Annotated in this window: 12 protein-coding genes and 1 riboswitch; of the genes, 6 read left to right on the top strand and 6 right to left on the bottom strand. The window is 69.4% G+C overall.

The genetic code is table 11. The annotated features are described in order from the left end of the window. Nucleotides 1–125: 125 nt before the first annotated feature. Nucleotides 126–431 (top strand): DUF3263 domain-containing protein, encoded by a 306-nt coding sequence (locus RUR_RS32395; protein WP_283139866.1) that lies wholly within the window; start codon nucleotides 126–128, stop codon nucleotides 429–431. A 405-nt stretch (nucleotides 432–836) separates the two neighbouring features. Here RUR_RS32395 and RUR_RS32385 read toward each other — a convergent pair whose 3' ends face one another. The 3 genes from RUR_RS32385 to RUR_RS32375 are packed head-to-tail and all read right to left on the bottom strand — an operon-like array spanning nucleotide 837 to nucleotide 5,270. Further along, complete coding sequence (locus RUR_RS32385; RefSeq protein ID WP_283139027.1) at nucleotides 837–2,300, bottom strand: serine/threonine-protein kinase; 1,464 nt, start codon at nucleotides 2,298–2,300, stop codon at nucleotides 837–839. A gap of 45 nt (nucleotides 2,301–2,345) precedes the next feature. After that, the gene (locus RUR_RS32380) at nucleotides 2,346–3,773 is read right to left on the bottom strand and encodes an alpha,alpha-trehalose-phosphate synthase (UDP-forming) (protein WP_283139026.1); all 1,428 of its coding nucleotides are present in this window, start codon (nucleotides 3,771–3,773) and stop codon (nucleotides 2,346–2,348) included. Nucleotides 3,774–3,803: 30 nt separating this feature from the next. Continuing rightward, nucleotides 3,804–5,270: a serine/threonine-protein kinase gene (locus tag RUR_RS32375; protein ID WP_283139025.1), complete on the bottom strand. Its 1,467-nt coding sequence runs from the start codon at nucleotides 5,268–5,270 to the stop codon at nucleotides 3,804–3,806. Nucleotides 5,271–5,311: 41 nt separating this feature from the next. On the opposite strand from RUR_RS32375, the gene RUR_RS32370 reads away from it, so the two are divergent. From RUR_RS32370 to groL, 5 genes are all read left to right on the top strand, one after another. Beyond that, on the top strand, nucleotides 5,312–5,872 hold the full coding sequence (locus RUR_RS32370) for an RNA polymerase sigma factor (RefSeq protein WP_283139024.1): 561 nt from the start codon (nucleotides 5,312–5,314) through the stop codon (nucleotides 5,870–5,872). A gap of 103 nt (nucleotides 5,873–5,975) precedes the next feature. Then, nucleotides 5,976–6,114, top strand: a riboswitch (SAM riboswitch). Nucleotides 6,115–6,128: 14 nt separating this feature from the next. Then, on the top strand, nucleotides 6,129–7,421 hold the full coding sequence (thrC, locus tag RUR_RS32365; RefSeq protein WP_283139023.1) for a threonine synthase: 1,293 nt from the start codon (nucleotides 6,129–6,131) through the stop codon (nucleotides 7,419–7,421). 39 nt (nucleotides 7,422–7,460) lie between these two features. Next, nucleotides 7,461–7,736, top strand: a complete 276-nt coding sequence (locus RUR_RS32360) for a MoaD/ThiS family protein (protein WP_283139022.1) — start codon at nucleotides 7,461–7,463, stop codon at nucleotides 7,734–7,736. A gap of 520 nt (nucleotides 7,737–8,256) precedes the next feature. Continuing rightward, nucleotides 8,257–8,457, top strand: coding sequence for a cold-shock protein (locus RUR_RS32355; RefSeq protein ID WP_283139021.1), 201 nt, complete (start codon nucleotides 8,257–8,259; stop codon nucleotides 8,455–8,457). 303 nt (nucleotides 8,458–8,760) lie between these two features. After that, a complete protein-coding gene (groL, locus tag RUR_RS32350; protein WP_283139020.1) occupies nucleotides 8,761–10,386 on the top strand; it encodes a chaperonin GroEL in 1,626 nt (541 codons plus the stop codon). A 69-nt stretch (nucleotides 10,387–10,455) separates the two neighbouring features. On the opposite strand, the gene RUR_RS32345 is transcribed toward groL, so the two are convergent. The 3 genes from RUR_RS32345 to RUR_RS32335 form a co-directional block, all read right to left on the bottom strand. After that, nucleotides 10,456–12,576 carry a HelD family protein gene (locus RUR_RS32345; protein ID WP_283139019.1) on the bottom strand — a complete coding sequence of 707 codons (2,121 nt, stop codon included), beginning with the start codon at nucleotides 12,574–12,576 and terminating at the stop codon, nucleotides 10,456–10,458. Between the two features lie 341 nt (nucleotides 12,577–12,917). Next, entirely contained in the window at nucleotides 12,918–14,561 is a 1,644-nt protein-coding gene (locus RUR_RS32340) for a DNA repair helicase XPB (RefSeq protein WP_283139018.1), read from the bottom strand. Beyond that, nucleotides 14,554–16,893, bottom strand: coding sequence for a helicase-associated domain-containing protein (locus RUR_RS32335; RefSeq protein WP_283139017.1), 2,340 nt, complete (start codon nucleotides 16,891–16,893; stop codon nucleotides 14,554–14,556). Before RUR_RS32335 ends, RUR_RS32340 begins: the two co-directional genes overlap by 8 nt. Nucleotides 16,894–16,929: the final 36 nt, after the last annotated feature.

The following is a 16,929-nucleotide window of genomic DNA, read 5'->3' as shown; positions in this document are numbered from 1 at the left end:
CTTATTGGCGACTACCATTGCGTCGGGCCGACCGGTGCGACTTGACCGACAGGCCGCTATATGAGGAGGAGAGCGTGGACACTGCATCGGTACGTGGTGACAGTGCCGGCCTGAAGAATGCCCCCCTGGCGGAGCCTCCCTCGGATGATCTTTCTGATCAGGAGGACTCCCCCGAGTTCGGTGGATTGTCGGAGCGTGAGCGGGAACTGCTCGCCTTCGAGGGGCAGTGGTGGCAGTACGCGGGCGCGAAAGAGCAGGCGATTCGTGAGTCGTTCGACATCTCGGCGACTCGCTACTACCAGCTGCTGGGGGAGTTGATCGAGCGCCAGGACGCACTTGAGTACGACCCGATGCTGGTCAAGAGGCTGCGCAGGACACGCGCGGCTCGGCAGCGGCAGCGGGCCGCCCGCCGGTTCGGGATCCAGACCTGACCCGAGCGGGGTCGTCGGCGGCGCGAGACACGGCAGGTCTCCGAAGAGTTCCACGGCAGGGTGACATGATTCCGCCAGCCTGGGTATATAGCGGAGAGTCGCATAGGTGAGGAGAGAGCGAATCTCTGACCTCTGCGTCCTGCCCTGACCCGCGTTGATCGCTCACGCACTGTGGTGAGGATCGTGTCGCGTCAAGGCGAGACGGCCTGACCCTCCGGAGGAGCGGTGCTGACCTTCGATCCAGAAGGCTTGTCGCGGGCCCAGCGCGCGGGCCGGGCATGCGCGGTGTGCCGCAAGCGATGGCCTCGGCCGAGGGTCGAAGTCGGCTTCCTTCCGGACGGCCGGCCGGTTTACGTCTGCGAGGACTGCGCGAACGCGATCATCCTCGACCTGGAGGAGATCACTCTAGGCCTGTACCACGACGATCGAATCCAGGATGCGCGTCGTGAGGTCGGCCCCCCGAGGTTGCCTGATCCACACGTACACGGCCAGACCCCGGCTTGAGTCCCGCCACACCACCTCGCTGATCAGCACGTTCCCCGGGCAGCCGAAGCGTGCGACGACCCCGGCGAAGTCCTGCCTGCGGTGTTCCCGTACCGGCTCGGCCCGGCAGGCCCGGTAGTCCTGGCGGTTGAAGGGCGCGGTCCCCCCGACGTCACGGGAGACTCCGGCGTGGAGAGCGGGGAGGGTGCCCGCCGGGTCGTCGAGGGAGCCGAGTGCCGGTGACACGGCCACGGCGGGTCTGCCCGTGCCGTCCGTAAGCCCGATGGAGCCGGGGTTCCAGCCGGCGCCACTGCGCTGACCGGCCCATTCGGCGGGGACCTCGACCCTCAGCAGGCCGTCGTCGCTCATCACGGTCTCGAAGCCGGGCGCCGCCGGGTCGAGGATGAAGAACGCGGCGGCGGTGAGGGCGGCCGCCGCGACGGCGCCCACGAGCCCGGTGACGAGCCGCCGCCGTTTCCCCGAGAGCCGGGGACGGTCCTGCGGGTGCGGAAGCGTGTAGGCCGCCGAGCGCTGCCGGGTCTCCCCGACGTCGGCGGGGGTACCAGGCGGGGCGGGGAGGCCGGTGGCGACCGTGGCGTCGACGATCTCGGCCAGCGCGTCCGCGAAGGCCCCGGCCGAGGGCCATCGATCCTGCGGCTCGGGTTCCAGCGCCCGCATGACGGCCTCGTCCACGCCTTCGGGGAGCCCGGGAACGATCGCGCCGGGAGGGCGCCGTACGGCGGCGCTGAGGGGCGCCGTTCCGGTCAGCAGCTGGTAGACGACGGCGCCCACTCCGTGTACGTCGGCGCGGCCGTCCAGGTTCGCGCTGGGCCGGCCTTGCTCGGGGGCCATGTACCGCGGGGTTCCGGCCGAGATCGTGTGCCCGGAGACGTCGGTGGTGGCTTTGGCGATGCCGAGGTCGGCGAGCATGAGACGTTCGCCCTGGGGCACCGAGGAGAACAGGATGTTGGAGGGCTTGATGTCCCGGTGGACGACCCCGAGATCGTGGAGGACCTCGGCGGCCCGGGCGATCTCGATGCCGAGCCGCAGGGCCTCCTGCGGGGGGTGGGGCCCGTCGGCCATCCGGTCCTTCAGGGTCCCCCGATCCGCATAGGTCATGACGAAGTACGGTCGTCCCGACGTCTCCCCGATGTCGTAGACCTGGACCAGCCGGGTCGACTCCGCCCGTCGCAGGAATCGGGCCTCGCGGAGGAAACGATCCCGGATGTCGACGTCGTCGACCCACTCCTCGGCGAGGATCTTGATCGCGACAGCCGATTCGAGGGCGTCGTCGTAGCCAAGCCAGACGGTGGCGAATCCCCCGGATCCCAGCGGGCGGGAGACGGTGTAGCGCCCGACGCGGTCAGGACTTTCGGGGGAATCCACCACTGAATCATGACGTACTCGAAAAATGACTGGGAAGGGATTCGGTCACCCCAGCGCGGCGAGTTGGTCCGCGAACCACCGCTGCGGCGACATGGCGGCACCGGCGGCGGCCAGCCGGCGGCACCGCTCGATCCGCTCCGGCTCCGGCATCGTCAGCCCGGCGTGCAGTGCGGCCGCCGTCTCCGAGACGTCGTAGGGGTTGACCAGCAGCGCGTCCGCGCCGAGCTCGGCCGAGGCGCCCGCCTCGTGGGAGAGGACCAGGGCGCATCCCCGGTCGGAGAGGATCGGCCCTTCCTTGGCCACGAGGTTCATCCCGTCCCGGATCGGGTTGACCAGCAGGACGTCGGCGAGGCGGCAGGCGGCGAGGGATCGGGGGTAGTCGTCGAAGACGTTGAGGATCAACGGGTTCCAGTCCTCGGTGGCGAACTCGTCCTCGATCTCCTTGGCGAGACGCTGGACCGAGGCCATGTACTCCCGGTACTCCGGTAGGTCGTGGCGGGAGGGGTAGGCGAGCGCGAGGTGGACGACCCTGCCGTGCCACTCCGGGTGGGTCGCCAGGAACTCGCGGTAGGCGGCGAGGCCGCGCACGATGTTCTTGGACAGCTCGGTGCGGTCGACCCGGACGATCAGGCTGCGGTCGCCCACCTGGTCGCGGAGGGATTCCACCCGGGCCTCGACGTCGGCCTCCCGCGCGCGTTCGATCAGGGCGGGGCCGTCGACCCCGAGCGCGTGGACGCCGATGTCGGTGGTCCTTCCCTCCCAGGTGACGGTACGGCGTTCGCGGTCGACCTCGGCTCCCAGCAGGACCTCACAGCAGCTCATGAAGGCGTCGGCCCAGCGCCGGGTGAGGAAGCCCGCGTGATCCGCGCCCAGCACACCGGTGAGGACGGCCCTGCCGACGTCGGCGGGGAGCAGCGCGAAGTACTCCGGCGGGGCCCAGGGGGTGTGGGAGAAGTGCGCGATCCGCAGATCGGGCCGAATCTCGCGCAAAAGGACCGGCGCCAAGGTCAGGTGATAATCCTGAATCATCACCCTGGCGCCCGGGTCGGCATTGGCCGCGAGTGCCGAGGCGAAAGCCGAATTGTATTCCTCGTAGGATGCCCAGTCGCGCCGGAATTGGCTGTCGAAGTGCGGGGAATTCGGGGTGTCGTAGAGAAGGTGATTGACGAACCACAGCGTGGAGTTCGCGATCGCATTGTAAGCCCGATGAAATGTCACCGGGGGGATGTCCAGCATCAGAACCGGGCCGGTTTCATAGCCGGCCGTGTCCAACCGGCCGTTGAGCGAACGCCGTACCGCGCTCCTGTCCCCGTCGGAGAGGGCGGCGCAGACCCAGAGTACGTCCGTGTCCTTCGCCACGGAGGCGAGCCCGGAGACCATTCCACCGCCGCCTCGACGCATGTTCAGCGAGCCGTCTTCCGCCAGGGAGAAGGAGACCGGTCCGCGATTCGCGGCGACCAGGATGGCACTCATGGACTCGCTCCATTCATCAAGAGATCTTTATTAAGGATCGAACTCGATACTGCTCAAGATTTCCTTGATCTGGTCTGTCGCATTCAATGGTGCCTTGATCTGAACGTAGACATTGGCTCCCTCTTTACGGAGCCCCGCCTCGCTGAACACCCTGTCGGCGCAGGTGAAACGTATTTCGACGACATTCCACGACAGGGCCTTGTACTTACTTTCCTCCCGCTCGCAACCGGCGTGCTCGATGTTACGCGGCGGCAGTTTCGTGTCGGACGTCGCACCCACGAAAACGAAGGGCTCGTCCGGCCCGGTGTCGGGGAGGTCGCCGATCGCGGTGCCGACCAGGAAGGCCGGCCGCTTGGACGCCTTGTCGTTCAAGCCGCTCTCGGCGGGCCGCCATCCGGTGTTCTTGATCTCCGCCGCCCACGAGGTGGGGACCGTGGCCCGCAGCCGCCCGGTCGTATCGGAGACCGTGACATCGGGTCTCTGGCCGGGGAGCAGGAAGCTGTTGATCATGACGAACGTGAATGCGAGGGCGGCCGGGATCGCCAGGGCGGCGAGGACGAATCCGCGCCTGCTCCGCCCCCGGGTTGTCTTCCGTACGGTGGCCGTCCGCCCGGGCGGGGCGGACGGATGCGGATCGGCGGTGGCGGGCGGTTCGGCGGCCGGCTTCGCCGGGTGGGCGGGTGCCGGCCGGTCGAACGGCGGGGTCAGCCCGGATTGGAGCCGCGCCAGCTCGTCGGCGAAGTCCGCCGCGCTCGCCCAGCGGGAGTCACGGTCGGGGGCGAGGGCCCGCATGATCGCCGAGCTCACCGGCTCCGGGACCCCCGGCTGGAGCTGGCCGGGGGTGGGCCGCTGGCCGTGGGGGGCGGGAACCCGTCCGGTGACCAGGTGATAGGTGACGGCGCCGAGCGCGTGGATGTCGGCACGGGGGTCGATTCCCCCATAGGGCACGCCCTGCTCCGGGGCCATGTATCCTGCGGTGCCCGCGGCGACGGTGAACCCCGAGGCCCCGGCCATGGCCTTGGCGATGCCCAGGTCGGCGAGGAGTATCCGTTCCCCGCCCTCGGGGGTGGAGGCGAACAGGACGTTCGACGGCTTGATGTCCCGGTGGACGATGTCGAGTCCGTGCAGGACCGAGGCGGCCCGGCCGATGAGCTCGCTCAACTGGAGCGCCGAGGCCAGCGGCAGACCGGTGGGGGGAATCCGCTCCTGCAGCGTGCCGCGATCCGCGTACGTCATGACGAAGTAGGGGCGGCCGTCGGGGAGTTCACCGATGTCGTAGACCCGGACGAGTCTTCCGGAGTCGGCACGCCGGAGGATCCGGGCCTCTTCGATGAACCGCTCGCGCACGTTCAGCTCGTGGGACCAGTTGTCGGCGAGGACCTTGATTGCGACCGGGGATTGGAGAACTTCGTCGTATCCAAGCCACACTGAGGCGAAACCGCCGGTTCCTAACCGGCGATCTACCCGATATCGGCCAATCGTCCTAGGGGTGGTCACCCCCGTATGATGTCCTAGTCGGACGGCCGGTGGGATGCGGGATGCTATACGACAACGAGGTCGAGAACCTGGCGCGGGAGGCCGCCCAGGGTGATCAGCGAGCCCTCGGCGAGCTGCTGCGCCGGATCGAACCCGGTGTCATCCGGCACTGCGCACGCCTGCTGCCGTACCGCATGGACGCGGAGGAAGCCGCCCAGGACACCCTTTTCGCGGTCGCCAGGAACATCGGCCGGTTCGAGGGGCGGGCCCGCTTCAGCACCTGGCTGCACATCGTGACCGCGAACTGCGCGCGCTCGACCTACCGCGGCCTCAAGCGCAGACATTCCGAGCAGGCGGAGGAGCTGCCGGAGAACCGGCCCGACCCCCGCCGGGTGAGCGTGATCGCCGGGTCGCGCCTCGATCTGCTGGACGCGATCGAGGCGCTGGAGGCGGACAAACCGGAGCTGGCCCAGGCCCTGATCCTCCGGGACATCGGGCAGCTTGAGTACAACGAGGTGGCGGAGCACCTGGGGGTGCCGCTCGGCACCGTGAAGTCGCGGATCCACCTCGCCCGCAAGTTCATCCAGAACGCCTTGGGGGAGGCCTACGGCACGCCGCTTTAAGACGGGTCGTCTTAAAGAGCGAGACGGGGTAAGCGTGACTCCGAGGATGAGAGGTACAGTTCTAGGGACTTGTACGGCATCCGTACGGTGACAACTTCATATGTGCTCATCCAGAGGGGTGGAGGGACCGGCCCTGCGAAGCCCCGGCAACCCTTCCGGCGCGCGCTCGCACAAGCGAGGTCCGCCCGGGACAGGTGCCAATTCCGGCCTGTGGCCAAGGTGGTCGCGGGCGAAGATGGGGGAAAGGCCTCGCTTCATGGCTGTCGCCAGGGTAGAAAACCGCACCAAGACCTTCGGTCCCGCCGTCGACCTCTCCTGTCGGGAATGCGGGCAGACCTACGACCTCGGGCCGAGCTTCGCCTGTATCGAGTGCTTCGGTCCCCTCGAAGTGAAATATCAGTGGGACGACTCCGCGGACGCTCCGCCGGTGAGCCCGGTGACGCGGGAGCAGATCGAGGCGGGTCCGCCGAACATCTGGCGGTACCGCGGGCTCCTCCCCGTCCCCGACGACGTCCTGGACAAGGTCAACCTCGCGCCCGGCTGGACCAAGCTGGTCCGGGCCCGCAACCTCGGCCGTGAGCTCGGCATGCGCGAGCTGTACGTGAAGGACGACTCGGGGAACCCGACCCACTCGTTCAAGGACCGCGTGGTCGCGATCGCGGTCGAGGCCGCGCGGAACTTCGGCTTCCACACGCTCTCCTGCTCCTCCACGGGCAACCTCGCCGGCGCCGTCACGGCCGCCGCGGCGCGGGCCGGGCTCGACGCCTGCGTCTTCATCCCGGCCGACCTCGAAGAGGCCAAGGTGGTCACGGCGGCGGCGTACGGCGGCCGCCTGGTCGGGATCGAGGGAACCTACGACGATGTGAACCGGTTCTGCTCCGAGCTCATCGGAGACGAGGCCGGCGAGGGCTGGGGTTTCGTCAACGTGAACCTGCGGCCCTATTACGCGGAGGGTTCCAAGACCCTCGCCTACGAGATCGCCGAGCAGCTCGGCTGGCGGATCCCCGATCAGCTCGTCGTCCCGGTGGCCTCGGGCTCCCAGCTCACCAAGATCGACAAGGGGCTGCGTGAGCTGATCAAGCTGGGGCTGGTCCCGGCGAAGCCGTACAAGATCTTCGGGGCGCAGGCGACCGGATGCTCTCCGGTCTCGGCCGCCTACAAGGCCGGTCACGACGTGGTCCGCCCGGTCAAGCCCGACACGATCGCCAAGTCGCTGGCGATCGGCAACCCGGCGGACGGGCCGTACGTGCTCGACATCGCCCGCCGCACCGGGGGCGCGGTGGAGGACGTCGACGACTCCGTGGTCGTCGACTCCATCAGGCTGCTCGCCCGGACCGAGGGCATCTTCGCGGAGACCGCGGGCGGGGTGACCGTGGGCGTGCTCCGCAAGCTGCTGGAGTCCGGCCGCCTCGACCCCGACGCCGACACCGTGGTCCTGAACACCGGTGACGGTCTGAAGACCCTCGACGCGGTCACCTCCTGGGCGCGTCCCGCCGCTGTGATCCGGCCGTCGCTCGAAGCCTTTCGCGGGGCGGTCGCCGGCGCCTGATCCCGCGCGCTAAAGAGTGATTTTCGAAAGGTTATTAAAATGAGTGTTTCTGTCAGAATCCCCACGATTTTGCGGACTTATACCGCTGGTGCGGCTGAAGTCAGCTCCGAAGGGGCGACCCTCCGTGAGGTACTCCAGAAGCTCGAAGCCGATTATCCCGGCATTGGGGCGAGGATCCTCGATGACAAGGGCGCGATCCGGCGATTCGTCAACGTATACGTGGGCGATGAAGACGTCCGTTTCAGCGACGGGCTCGAGACCGCCACTCCCGACGGGTCACAGGTATCGGTGATCCCGGCCGTCGCCGGCGGCTGAGCGCCGAACTCGCACATCGCCATACGGGCCACCCGACGATTGTTCGGGTGGCCCGTTGTCGTTTCCCGGGCACATTCCGTGTCGGCTCGGACCTGGGCCCGGCGGGAGGTGGAGAGCGGGTGGCGAAGCGGGTTGTCCCCGTCCGGCGCCGGGGGCAGACTGTCGTCATGGAGGCGGATCTCGGCCACGGGCACACAATGCAGGGCTATTGCCGGTAGATTCCGTTGTTGTTCCCGCAGCTTGCGGGCATTTATGAGTAAGGCTCGGGAATGCCGGGGGCAAGTACGCATCGGCAAACATCACTCGCGCGGAATATTGCCCCCCTGCTGTTTCTCAACCAGATCAAGTAGGAGTTTTGTAAATCACTCTGTTGCCCCATGGTGTGCCACGGGTATGGTCAATGACGGTCGCCGTCGCTGAGCCCGCGCACTGAATTGTCCGTGCATGTCTCCGGCGCGACGGCCACGGGTCCCGCGAGGGCATGGGCGGGGTTCGGAGCCCAGTAAGAGGAGTTCGAAAAGTGGCGCAGGGCACCGTCAAGTGGTTCAACGCGGACAAGGGCTATGGCTTTATCGCGGTCGACGGTGGTAAAGACGTGTTCGTCCACTACTCCGCGATCCTGGCGGACGGCTACCGATCGCTGGAACAGGGTCAACGAGTCGAGTTCGAGATCACGCAGGGTCAGAAGGGACCGCAGGCGGAAGCGGTGCGCACCGTCTGAGGTCGATCCCGACGAGCGAGAGGAACCCGGTCCCGATGTCTCGGGGCCGGGTTCCTCGTGTCCGGTACCTGTACATAAAGGGAATATGGGCCGTTCAGGAGGCGTCGTGCTTGCACTCGACAGGGTAGAGTGCTAAACAGTTCGTTGGCACTCTCCTGGTGAGAGTGACAAACGTGGATCGGGGCGATGGGGCCTTGGCGGAGCTTCGGCGTATGGTGCCGGCGCGACCGCAGGACCCACATGCCGTCGCGGGCGTCGACTCGGTCCAACGCAAGCCACCCTGTAACTGGGAGGTCTGTCCGTATGGCAGCCAAGATGATCGCGTTCAACGAGGAAGCGCGGCGCGGTCTCGAGCGCGGTATGAACCAGCTCGCCGACGCCGTAAAGGTGACCTTGGGTCCCAAGGGCCGGAACGTCGTGCTGGAGAAGAAGTGGGGCGCCCCCACGATCACCAACGACGGTGTCTCGATCGCCAAGGAGATTGAGCTCGAGGACCCGTGGGAGAAGATCGGCGCCGAGCTGGTCAAGGAAGTCGCCAAGAAGACCGACGACGTCGCGGGTGACGGTACGACCACGGCCACCGTGCTCGCCCAGGCTCTTGTGCGTGAGGGTCTCCGCAACGTCGCCGCCGGCGCCAACCCGATGTCCCTGAAGAAGGGCATCGAGGCCGCCGTCGAGCGGGTCAGCGAGGAGCTCAGCAAGATCGCCAAGGACGTGGAGACGAAGGAGCAGATCGCCTCCACCGCCTCCATCTCCGCCGGCGACACGCAGATCGGCGAGATGATCGCCGAGGCGATGGACAAGGTCGGCAAGGAAGGCGTCATCACCGTCGAGGAGAGCAACACCTTCGGGCTGGAGCTTGAGCTCACCGAGGGCATGCGCTTCGACAAGGGATACATCTCCCACTACTTCGTCACCGACCCGGAGCGGATGGAGACGGTCCTCGAGGACCCGTACCTCCTGATCGTCAACTCCAAGATCTCGGCCAACAAGGACCTGCTGCCGCTGCTCGACAAGGTCGTGCAGTCCGGCAAGCCGCTCGTCCTCATCGCCGAGGACGTGGAGGGCGAGGCCCTGGCCACCCTGGTCGTCAACAAGATCCGTGGCCTCTTCCGCTCCGTCGCGGTCAAGGCTCCGGGCTTCGGCGACCGCCGCAAGGCCATGCTGGGTGACATCGCCACCCTCACCGGCGGCCAGGTCATCAGCGAGGAGGTCGGCCTCAAGCTGGAGAGCACCACCCTCGACCAGCTCGGCCGTGCGCGTCAGGTGATCGTCACCAAGGACGAGACCACCATCGTGGACGGTGCCGGCGACGCCGAGCAGATCGCCGGCCGGGTGAACCAGATCCGCGCCGAGATCGACAACACCGACTCCGACTACGACCGCGAGAAGCTGCAGGAGCGCCTCGCCAAGCTCGCCGGCGGCGTGGCCGTCATCAAGGCGGGCGCGGCCACCGAGGTCGAGCTCAAGGAGCGCAAGCACCGCATCGAGGACGCCGTCCGCAACGCGAAGGCGGCCGTCGAGGAGGGCATCGTCCCCGGCGGTGGCGTGGCCCTGATCCAGGCCGGCGTGAAGGCGTTCGACAAGCTGGAGCTCGCCGGCGACGAGGCCACCGGTGCCGCCATCGTGAAGAAGGCGCTGGAGGAGCCGCTCAAGCAGATCGCGGTGAACGCGGGCCTTGAGGGTGGCGTCGTGGTCGAGCGCGTCCGCAACCTGGAGGCCGGCAAGGGCCTCAACGCGGCGTCCGGTGAGTACGTCAACATGTTCGACGCGGGCATCATCGACCCGGCCAAGGTGACGCGTTCCGCTCTGCAGAACGCGGCGTCCATCGCGGCGCTGTTCCTCACCACCGAGGCCGTCATCGCCGAGAAGCCGGAGAAGGAGAAGGCTCCCGCGATGCCCGGTGGCGGCGGAGACATGGACTTCTAAGTCCGGTCGTCCGACTCGCAACACCTTTTAAGAGGGTGGCTCCGAACCCGGAGCCACCCTTTTGATCTTTCAGCGGAGCCGAGCGGGGAGTTCCTCGGCGTGCACGACGGTGAGCGAGGTCACCGCCCGGGTGAGGACGACGTACAGGCGGGCGAGCCCGGCCCGCGCGGTCTCGGTCCCCTCCCCGGTGAGCGCACGCTCCGCGTCGACGATCCGGGCGGGCTCGGCCACGACCACATGGTCGTACTCCAGGCCCTTGGCCAGGGTCGCCGGCACGAGCGCCAGGCGGTGGTCCCCGCCGTCGGCGTCGATCACAAGATGCTCCAGCCCGGCGTCGGTCAGCGCCGCGGACAGCTCCGGGATCGCGGGGTCGGCGGCGATCAGCCCGACGGACCCGGGCAGGCGGATCCGGTCCCGTACCGCCGCGAGCACCTCCTCGACGAGGACGGGCGTCCGCCGTACCCGCAGCGAACCCGCCCCGGGCCGCAGGGATCGGGGCGGGGCCAGGGTCGGGGCGATGGCGGGAAGAAGCCGGGTGGCGAAATCGAGCACCTCGCGCGGCACCCGGAAACCGAGGACGAGCTCGGTGACCGCGCCGTCCCGGCCCAGGTGCCGCAGCACGTCGGTCCAGGACCGCGCCGACCAGGGGGTGGTGCCCTGGGCGAGGTCGCCGAGAACGGTCGCCGACCCGTTCGCGCAGCGCCGCCCTAGTGCCCTGAGCTGCATCGCGGAGAGGTCCTGCGCCTCGTCCACGATGAGGTGACCGAGGGAGGCGGGCCGGTCCATCAGGCCGGCGAGTTCGTCCAGGAGCGCGGCGTCGGCCGCACTCCACCGGGCGGCGCGAAAGGAGCGGTACCGCGGCACGCCGGGCTTCCGTTCCGGCCAGACCAGGGTGTTCTGTTCCTCCGCGTCCAAGACGCCCTTGGCGGCCCGGGCGAGGAACTCCCGGTCGCCGAGCACGCGGAAGAGCACCTGTCCCGGGGTGAGTTTGGGCCAGACCCGGTCGATGAGCGCCTTCACCGGCTTGGACCTGGCCACGGCGTCCTGAACCCGGTCGTCGGGGGCTTCGCCGCGCTGTTCCATCCGGACGAGTACGGCGTGCGCGAGCCGCTGGGCGAGGCTGGTCCGGCCCGGGTTGTACCGGGTCGTGCCGCGGAGCGAGGTGACGATCTCCCGTACCTCGTGGTCGGCGACCCGGTAGCGGGCGGCGCCCTTGACGATCGTCAGTCCTTCCTCGGGTTTGGCCAGGTGCAGCCAGAGCGCCGTGCGGAGCACCTCGGCCATGCGGGCGTCGCCTTTGAGCGCCGCGACGGCGGGTTCCTCGGCGGTGGTGTGCGCGCCGAGCAGGCCGTCAAGGGTGGTCTGGTCCACGCGGATCTCGCCGAGTGCGGGCAGGACCGAGGAGATGTACGAGAGGAAGGCCTGGTTGGGGCCGACCACGAGCACGCCGGAGCGGCTCAGCCGCTCGCGGTGGGTGAAGAGCAGGTACGCGGCGCGGTGCAGCCCGACCGCGGTCTTGCCGGTGCCCGGCGCGCCTTGGACGCAGACGGTCTGGGCGAGGTCGGCGCGGACGATCTCGTCCTGGTCGGGCTGGATGGTCGCGACGATGTCGCGCATGGGGCCGGTGCGCGGGCGCTCGACCTCCTCGGTGAGGATCTTCGACGGCCCGAGGGAGCCGCCTCGGTCGAGTGGTTCGTCCTCGAAGGAGGTGAGTTCGCCGCCCCGGTAGCCGAATCGGCGGCGGCGTTCCAGCCCCATCGGATCGGCCGGGCTCGCCCGGTAGAAGCCCTGGGAGATCGGGGCGCGCCAGTCGATCACCAGCGGCCTGCTGTCGTGATCGTGGACGTGCCGCCGCCCGACGTGGACGGTCTTGGGAAGGTCGGCCGGGTCGCCGGCGTGGTCGAGGCGGCCGAAGAACAGGGGTGTGTCGGGGTGGTCGGCGAGAGCCGCGACCCGCTGGTCGAGCAGTGATTGGAGGACCTGCCGGGTGACCCAGTCGGCGGCGGCGTCGGCGGACAGGGCTTGGGCGTGCTCCCGCATCGTGCGCAGGGCGGCCCGCGAGGCGGTGAGATGCCGCTGTTCCGCCTGGAGGATGTCGGAGTTGTATCGCTCAGTGGGATCGGTATCCGTCAGAGGAGAAGATTCTCTAGAATTTCCGGATATGTCAGGGGCGAGACGTTGCGAGGACATGCGACAGTGACTCCTGATCTAAGACAGCGAAACCGCCAAGCCTACTCGCGTGCGGACGGTCGTGTACGGCTGCCGCTCGCGCCTTCTCGCGTGTACGGGGGGCGTCCCGGACACTCAGGAAGCGAACGATGCAGAAAAAGACTTCAAATTCTGCATACCTCGTGAAAAATCACGATCTTAGGGGTACATCAGCAACCGAGGGGGTGGGTGTAGTGATGCACTATTCAGATCGCGCCGCAGGCATCTCCTGGACCTAATCCGCGCCGATCTTTCGGGATTCGCGGCACCGGTCCGGTGAGATCCGACCCGGTTCTCCGGCACCGTCGTCGGGAGGAGACGAGTCAGGAGTCCAACACCGCGTCAGCGTCGATGATCTTGTAGGCATACCCCTGCTCGGCCAGGAACCGCTGCCGATGCGCGGCGAACTCCTGGTCGACCGTGTCCCGGGCCACCACGGCGTAGAAACGGGCACCTCGTCCGTCGGATTTGGGCCGGAGCACCCGGCCCAGCCGCTGGGCCTCCTCCTGGCGTGAGCCGAACGTGCCCGACACCTGAATGGCGACGGCGGCCTCGGGGAGGTCGATGGAGAAGTTCGCGACCTTGGAGACGACGAGGACGCCGATCTCGCCGGAGCGGAATCGGTCGAAGAGCGCCTCACGTTCGCGCACCCGGGTCTCCCCTTTGACCACCGGGGCGTCCAGCTGGGCGCCGATCTCGTCGAGCTGGTCGATGTACTGCCCGATCACCAGCACCTGCTCGCCCGCGTGCCGCCGTACCAGCGCCTCGGCCACCCGGGTCTTGGACGGGGTGGTCGCGCAGAACCGGTAGCGCTCCTCGGTTTCGGCCATCGCGTAGGCCAGCCGCTCGTCGTCGCCGAGGGTGACCCGCACCTCGACGCAGTCGGCCGGGGCGATCCAGCCCTGGTTCTCCATCTCCTTCCACGGCACGTCAAACCGTTTCGGCCCGATGAGGGAGAAGACGTCGCCTTCGCGGCCGTCCTCCCGGACCAGGGTCGCGGTCAGCCCGAGCCGGCGGCGGGCCTGGAGGTTCGCGGTCATCCGGAAGATCGGCGCGGGGAGCAGGTGCACCTCGTCGTAGAGCACCAGCCCCCAGTCCCGCGCGTCGAACAGCTCCAAGTGGCGATACTGGCCCTGCCGCTTGGTCGTCATCACCTGATAGGTGGCGATGGTGACCGGCTTGATCTCCTTCTTCGTCCCGGTGTACTCGCCGATCTCGCTCTCGGTGAGGGAGGTCCGCTTGAGCAGCTCGGTCTTCCACTGGTGCGCGGAGACGGTGTTGGTGACGAGGATGAGCGTGGTCGCCGAGGCGTGCGCCATGGCCGCCGCCCCCACGATCGTCTTGCCGGCCCCGCAGGGGAGCACGACCACCCCGGAGCCGCCGTGCCAGAACGCGCTGGCGGCGTCCCGCTGGTAGGGCCGCAGCTCCCAGTCGTCGAAGGAGAGGGAGATCGCGTGGGCCTCGCCGTCCACGTACCCGGCGAGGTCTTCGGCGGGCCAGCCCAGCTTGAGCAGCGCCTGCTTGAGCGGGCCGCGCTCGGCGGCGTGCACGACCACCGAGTCGTCGTCGATCCGCCGTCCGAGCATGGGCTGGATCTTCTTGGCCCGCAGCACCTCCTCCAGCACCGCGCGGTCGGTCGAGGTCAGCACGAGCCCGTGCACGGGGTGCTTCTCCAGCCGGAGCCGACCGTATCTGGCCATGTTGTCGGCGACGTCGACCAGGAGCGCGTGCGGTACCGGGTAGCGGCTGAACGTCAGAAGCGCGTCGACGACCTGCTCGGCGTCGTGTCCGGCGGCACGCGCGTTCCAGAGCGCGAGCGGGGTCACCCGGTAGGTGTGCACGTGCTCGGGCGCGCGCTCCAGCTCGGCGAAGGGCGCGATCGCCTTGCGGCACGCGTCCGCGTCCGGGTGGTCGACCTCAAGGAGCAGTGTCTTGTCCGATTGGACGATCAGCGGCCCGTCAGTCACGTGGTTCTCCCTCGTCCACCTCGGCCACCCCGGTGATCCGGTGGAGGGCGAAGCGGTGTACGGCGGCGCGGGTGGCATCGTAGGCGGTCAGGAAGCCGCCCTCAAGCCTGGCAGGCTCCAGGATCCGGCTCGTGGCCTGCCCTTGGGCATCCAAGTAGCCTATCCACACGCGTAGTCCCGACGAAATCGCCGCCTGAAGGGCCGCGAGCGCCTCGGCCGCGGCGGAGCGGGGGAGCCCTCCCGTCGGCGCGGGGATGGGGCGGCGTATCGCGTGCTCGGCCTCGTCCCCGGCCCGCAGGGCCCGTACGGCCGCCGCGACGAGTTCGGGACCGGGCGGGGCCGGTCGGGTCGCCCCGGGCGGGGGGACGGGCTCGCCGCGGCGGGACTCCAGCCGGCTGACGAGCAGGTCCCCGTCGAGGGATTCGGCGACCGGGGCGTAGCCCATGGAGCGCAGGGCGTCCACCAGGACGTCGCGGGAGGACCGGGAGGCGATCACGGTGGGCGCCAGGCGGCGGAGCCGGAGCACCGGCGACCTGCGGTCCGCGATCAGCTGGTCCAGGATGACCGGGTCGTCGCAGCGGATGTAGGCGGAGGCGCCGCCCACCCGGACCTGCCCGTGTCTGCGGGAGACGTCCTCGACCAGGTAGCGAAGCGGCTGCGGCACGGGGGTGCTCGAGTGCTTCTCCAGCATGCTCAGCAGGTCGGAGGCGCTCTGCCCGGCGTCCAGCGCACGCCGTACGGACTCCTCCCCGAACCGGTAGACGGTGGCGCCGCCGGTCGACTCGACGTCGGCGGCGAGGGCGAGCGCCCGCCCCAGCTCGGTGGTGAGCGGACCGGGGGCGACCGCGGTGAGGTCGGCCTGGAGGAGCACGTGCTCGACGGGCTCGGGGAGGAGGGGGGCGAGGACGGCGGCCGCGTCCGATTCGGCGAGCAGGGCACGGCCGTGCCCGGAGAGCCCGCCCAGCCCGGTCACCCCCAGCTGCTCGGCTTCGCGCAGGGTGAACTCGATCATCTGGTCGCGGCGGGGGTCCCGATGGCGGGGATGCTCCCAGGAGATGCGCTCGTGGAGCGACTCGGCGGTGGGGACGACCCCGTGATCCGCGGCGGCGAGCGCGCGGAGGGCGACGGCCCTGGTGGCCGGGGCGACCGTCCGCTGAAGCGCGGGGTGGAGGGCGTACACGGGCCGGTCGCGGTCGTCCCGCTCCCCGATCAGCGCGGGGACCCGTTCGGTCGTCAGCCAGGTGGCGGCGAGGACGGCCCAGCGCTCCGCGACGGTCCGGACGGACCAGGAGTCGTAGCCGGGGGTGGGCAGCCACTCCCCGTCGACGGTTCCGCTCGCGGCGATCAGCCCGGCGGCGTAGGCGAGCTCGATCCACAGGCCGGCGGCCCAGTCGGGCACGTCCAGGAGGACCGCGGTCCTGCGCAGGTCGCGGACGCCGAGCCCCCCGGTTCTGAGCACGCCGGGCGGGTCGGCTCCCCAGAGCTCGCAGAGCTCTTCGACCGCGCGGACGGCGGTGAACGCCTGTCCCGCCGCGGTCCGGTCGATCAGCTCCGCCTCGCGCCGGCGGCCGTCCACGGCCGGAGGCCGGGCGGGGAGCGTCCGGTGGATCCGGCCGCCGCGGAGCCAGAGCCCGACCTCGCGGGGGAGCACCACGGTGTCGTCGTCGACGGCGGCGATCAGCCCGCGGGCGAGGAGCGCCTCGATCGGGGAGGAGGCGGTGGCGATCCGGACCGGGCGCATGGCGTTGCGGATCGTGCCGAGCGGCGGACCCCAGGCCAGGTTGTCCAGCGCCTCGCGGGCGGCGGGGCCGACGTCGGCCACCAGGCGGGCGACGCCGAGCGGGTCCTGCAGCATGCCGACGAGGTCGTCGTGGCCGACGTCGGCGAGGATCGTCTCCCGCCGCTCCCGCGGATAGTGGGCGAACGCCTCCTCGGCCGGCGGGCCGAGCCCGGCCGGGCGGGGGAGCGCCTGGTGGAGCCCGGGGGCGGGGCGGAGGGCGTCGTCCTCGCTGTAGACCAGGGCCCAGGTCCCGAGCCGTCCCAGGGCGGCGTCGAGGGCGTCGCCGACGGGTTCGCCGCCGGTGCGCAGCGAGGCGGCCAGGTCGGTACGGGAGAGCGGGGAGGGCAGGACGAGCAGGGCTTCGAGCACGGCGATGGAGAACGCGTCCAGCCGGTCCAGGGCGCGGTCGAGGGCGGACCGGGAGGCGGCGCGGGCGGCGAGGGCGTTCAGATGGGTGGGGACCGGAGTGATGAGTTCCGGACGTGCGGCGACGAGGGCGCACAGGTCGTCGTCGGTGCGTCCTCGCAACCAGGTGGCGAAGTCCGTTTCCATCTCCGCAAGCCTAAGCGGGCTTATCACACGCCACTG

Source organism: Rhizohabitans arisaemae, assembly GCF_025996515.1.
GTDB classification, from domain to species: Bacteria; Actinomycetota; Actinomycetes; order Streptosporangiales; family Streptosporangiaceae; genus Rhizohabitans; species Rhizohabitans arisaemae.
Note: the sequence above shows the minus strand (reverse complement) of the source record. Positions and strands in the feature narration are given on the sequence as shown.

Excerpts from the sequence above, each read along its gene's own strand:
- RUR_RS32335 (WP_283139017.1), bottom strand. The coding sequence starts at position 16,893 with ATGGAAACGGACTTCGCCACCTGGTTGCGAGGACGCACCGACGACGAC.
- RUR_RS32370 (WP_283139024.1), top strand. The coding sequence starts at position 5,312 with ATGCTATACGACAACGAGGTCGAGAACCTGGCGCGGGAGGCCGCCCAG.
- thrC (WP_283139023.1), top strand. The coding sequence starts at position 6,129 with ATGGCTGTCGCCAGGGTAGAAAACCGCACCAAGACCTTCGGTCCCGCC.
- RUR_RS32360 (WP_283139022.1), top strand. The coding sequence starts at position 7,461 with ATGAGTGTTTCTGTCAGAATCCCCACGATTTTGCGGACTTATACCGCT.
- RUR_RS32345 (WP_283139019.1), bottom strand. The coding sequence starts at position 12,576 with ATGTCCTCGCAACGTCTCGCCCCTGACATATCCGGAAATTCTAGAGAA.
- groL (WP_283139020.1), top strand. The coding sequence starts at position 8,761 with ATGGCAGCCAAGATGATCGCGTTCAACGAGGAAGCGCGGCGCGGTCTC.
- RUR_RS32380 (WP_283139026.1), bottom strand. The coding sequence starts at position 3,773 with ATGAGTGCCATCCTGGTCGCCGCGAATCGCGGACCGGTCTCCTTCTCC.